General features: G+C 44.2%; 6 protein-coding genes and 1 pseudogene. 1 reads left to right on the top strand and 6 read right to left on the bottom strand.

Translation table 11 applies throughout. The features are described 5' to 3' along the window. From Q0117_RS06000 to Q0117_RS05975, 6 genes and pseudogenes are all read right to left on the bottom strand, one after another. A pseudogene (locus Q0117_RS06000) lies at positions 1-232 on the bottom strand (3-oxoacyl-ACP synthase); the annotation flags it as partial. 8 nt (positions 233-240) lie between these two features. Then, entirely contained in the window at positions 241-1,233 is a 993-nt protein-coding gene (gene plsX, locus Q0117_RS05995; protein WP_297882427.1) for a phosphate acyltransferase PlsX, read from the bottom strand. 4 nt (positions 1,234-1,237) lie between these two features. Next, the gene (gene rpmF / locus Q0117_RS05990; protein WP_005871250.1) at positions 1,238-1,384 is read right to left on the bottom strand and encodes a 50S ribosomal protein L32; all 147 of its coding nucleotides are present in this window, start codon (positions 1,382-1,384) and stop codon (positions 1,238-1,240) included. A gap of 10 nt (positions 1,385-1,394) precedes the next feature. Next, a complete protein-coding gene (locus tag Q0117_RS05985; protein WP_297923719.1) occupies positions 1,395-1,757 on the bottom strand; it encodes a hypothetical protein in 363 nt (120 codons plus the stop codon). A gap of 9 nt (positions 1,758-1,766) precedes the next feature. Then, the gene (gene ndk / locus Q0117_RS05980; RefSeq protein WP_297923717.1) at positions 1,767-2,180 is read right to left on the bottom strand and encodes a nucleoside-diphosphate kinase; all 414 of its coding nucleotides are present in this window, start codon (positions 2,178-2,180) and stop codon (positions 1,767-1,769) included. 107 nt (positions 2,181-2,287) lie between these two features. After that, on the bottom strand, positions 2,288-2,572 hold the full coding sequence (locus Q0117_RS05975) for a 4Fe-4S dicluster domain-containing protein (protein ID WP_297882899.1): 285 nt from the start codon (positions 2,570-2,572) through the stop codon (positions 2,288-2,290). Between the two features lie 181 nt (positions 2,573-2,753). On the opposite strand from Q0117_RS05975, the gene Q0117_RS05970 reads away from it, so the two are divergent. Further along, positions 2,754-3,350: a peroxiredoxin gene (locus Q0117_RS05970; protein WP_005871241.1), complete on the top strand. Its 597-nt coding sequence runs from the start codon at positions 2,754-2,756 to the stop codon at positions 3,348-3,350. The last annotated feature ends 199 nt before the right edge of the window (positions 3,351-3,549 follow it).

Genomic DNA, 3,549 nt, shown 5'->3' with positions numbered 1-3,549 from the left:
AGATTATGGCATCGATCTCGTTTTTTTGCAAACCGCTACGCTCAATCGCCTTTAACGCCGCTTTCGTGCCTAGATCACTAGTACTCTCGCCCTTCGCGATGCGGCGCTCGTGAATGCCTGTGCGCTTGACGATCCATTCATCAGTCGTTTCAACCATTTTTTCAAGATCGAAATTGGTTAAAATTTCGCTCGGCGCGTATGCTGCGATTGAGATCATCGAGGCTTTTTGCATTCGTTTTCCTATTCGTTTGAAGAAATTTCGCTTTCTATCGCGGAGTTGATTTTAGAATCTGCAAATTTAAGCGCTTGAAAGATCGCGTTTTTAACGGCTTTCGGAGTGCTTTTGCCGTGGCTTATGATGACGCACTCTTTGACGCCTAAAAGCGGCGCGCCGCCGTATTCGTCGTAGTCTGTGCTTTTTTTGATTATCTTAAAGACGCGCTTCATCAAAATGGAGCCAGCGATAGCAATCGGAGATTTTTTTGTTTCGTTTTTGATAAGTTTGCCGATAGCGCTCGCGACGCCTTCGCTGGATTTTAGCATAATGTTACCGATAAATCCGTCGCAAACTACGACATCCACGGAGCCGTCAAAAATTTGATTGCCTTCGACATTACCGATAAAATTTTGCATCTTCTTAAGCATATGAAAGGTTTCTTTTGTTACCTCGTTGCCTTTACTATCCTCCTCGCCGTTGGATAATAAGCCGATGCGTGGTGCATTTAGGCCCATAATCTCCTTGGCGTATGCTTCGCCCATAATCGCGAATTGAAACAAATTCTCAGGCTTACAATCCACATAAGCGCCCACATCTAGCACAAGCGTGCGACCGCCTATGGAATTTGGCATCAGCGTAGCAATCGCCGGGCGCAAAATGCCTTTTAGCCTGCCTATGCGAAGCGTCGCAAGACTCATCGTAGCGCCACTATGTCCTGCTGATACCACGGCTTTGCAAGTGCCGTCTTTTACTAGATCGACCGCCTTAAAGATGCTACTCTCTTTGCGTTTAAGAGCGTCGGTTGCGCCCTCTTTCATCTCGAAAACTTCGCTTGCAGCTACGTAAGTGATATATTTCTCAAAGCCTTGATCTTGTGGAATAAAAGGCTTGATTTGCGCTTCGTCGCCTACCAAAAATGCATTAAATTTACGCTCTCGCAGCGCATCTACGACTCCATTTATTATCGGCTCGCAGCCGAAATCACCGCCCATCGCGTCTATAGCAACGGAAATCATCGGATTAATATTCGCCCGTAGTTTTGTTTATTCTATGCGGAATTTTCCAGCTTCCGTCTTTATCTTTGACGGGAATCGGAAGGGTCACTTTGTAGTGAGTGCGTCTTTTCGCCGCACGAGTTTTACTAACTCTTCGCTTTGGAACTGCCATTTTTTCTCCTTTATAAATTTAATTTTTTGCAATTTTCGCAATAAAAATAGTCGCTTTTGAAAGCTTCCGTTTCGCTTCTTAAAATTTCATCCAGATCAACTTCGGTGCCGAAAAACTCCATAACGTCCAAGCTCTCGTGCCTTTCGTCGTTAAAAACGCCTTCGCTTAAAAGCAAATTTACGCTCTCGTTTACGTCAAGATCAAATTCTTTGCCGCAGCGGTCGCAAATGTATGGAATTTTGCCTTTAATTTCGCCCTTGCACTCTACAAACTTAGAGTCCTTTCGTTTTAAATTTCCGCTAAGCTTAAGTCCATCCCTAGAAATTTCAAACGGCACGGGCAATGCGGAAATTTTAGCAAAAGCGATCTTCACGCGGCACTCTTAGCAAATTTCTCTTTTTGCAAAGAAAAATGCGATCTCGGTTTTTGCGTTTTCTAGGCTATCGCTGCCGTGAACGGCGTTAGCGTCGATGCTGTCCGCAAAGTCCGCTCTGATCGTGCCTTTATCCGCTTTTTTCGGATCGGTAGCGCCCATTAGCGCGCGATTTTTAGCTACGGCATCGTTGCCTTCTAGCACCATTACGACTACCGGACCGCTAGTCATAAACTCAATCAGATCCTTATAAAAAGGGCGGTCTTTGTGAATTTCATAAAATTTACCCGCATCTTCGGCGCTTAGGCATAATTTTTTAGCCGCTGCGATTCTTAGTCCGTGGCTTTCGAAACGATCGATAATTTTGCCGATAACGCCCTTTTTAACGGCATCAGGCTTAATAATAGAAAGCGTTTGCTGCATATAATCTCCTTAAAGTGAAAGGCGGATTGTATCGAAAAATAGGTTAAAATTTATTTAAGGATTGAATGAATTAAAATTCCGCGCATTTGATCGCGGAATTTTATCTGCTAAGCAAATACCGGGGTATCTCCGCTACGTAGATCCGCACCTATACTATCCCTGCTAGGTTGGCCCGCTACGATGTCGCTCCAGACGATACAGCCGTCGGTCGGACAGGCGCCAGCACAAGCCGGCTCGTCATTGTAGCCGACGCACTCGACGCATTTATCGGCGTATACGTAGTAGCTATCCTCGCCGCTTGGATTATCGCTATCGTCCACGATCGCATTTACCGGGCACTCGTCGATGCATGAGCCACAGCTAATGCAAATATCGGTGATTTTTACAGCCATTGTTTCTCCTTTATCAAAAAATGTGGAGTAATGATAACATACTAAATTTAAAAAATGATAAAATTTAATATTATCAAGCAAATAAATTTTATTATATAAAAATTTTCATCAAATTTCAGCAAATATAAAGTTTTAAAATGTATAATCGCCATCATAAATTTTATTATCAAGGAGAAACAAAATGATAGTAACCAACAAAGCCGTTGATTTCACGGCAACTGCGGTTTTAGGCAACAACGAAATAGTTGAGGATTTCAACCTCTATAAAAATATCGGCGAAAAAGGCGCGGTCGTATTCTTTTATCCAAAAGATTTTACCTTCGTCTGCCCGAGCGAGATCATCGCATTCGATCACAGATATCAAGATTTCAAATCCAAGGGCATCGAAGTTATCGGCGTTAGCTGCGATAGCGAGTTTACCCACCTTGCATGGAAAAACACTCCGGTAAACGCAGGTGGTATCGGCAAAGTGCAGTTCCCACTCGTCTCAGACATCACGAAGGATATCGCGCGCAGTTTCGACGTGCTGTTCGGCAACGCCGTAGCGCTTCGCGGCAGCTTCCTGCTTGACAAAGACGGCACCGTCCGCCACGCCGTCATCAACGACCTACCGCTTGGCAGAAACATTGACGAGATGCTAAGAATGGTCGATACGATGCTATTTACCAACGAGCACGGCGAGGTCTGCCCTGCGGGTTGGCACAAAGGTGACGCAGGTATGAAAGCAGATCCTAAGGGCGTCGCGGATTATCTAGGCAAAAATGCGAGCAAACTATAAGTTGTGAAATTCTTCACGCGAAGCGTATGAATTCTAATTCTAACTGCGTAAGGTTTAAATTTAGCCTTGCGCAGGCTATTAAAGCTCGCGAAGCTTTCTAAATTCCGCTGCCAAAATTTTAAGTCGCGGCGGCGGAATTCCAAAAATTCCAAAAATTCCAAAAATTCCAAAAATTCCAAAAATTCCAAAAATTCCAAAA

The organism is uncultured Campylobacter sp. (assembly GCF_937997535.1).
GTDB lineage: Bacteria > Campylobacterota > Campylobacteria > Campylobacterales > Campylobacteraceae > Campylobacter_B.
The sequence above is the reverse complement of the archived record's forward strand: the minus strand, read 5'-3'. Positions and strand labels throughout refer to the sequence as shown.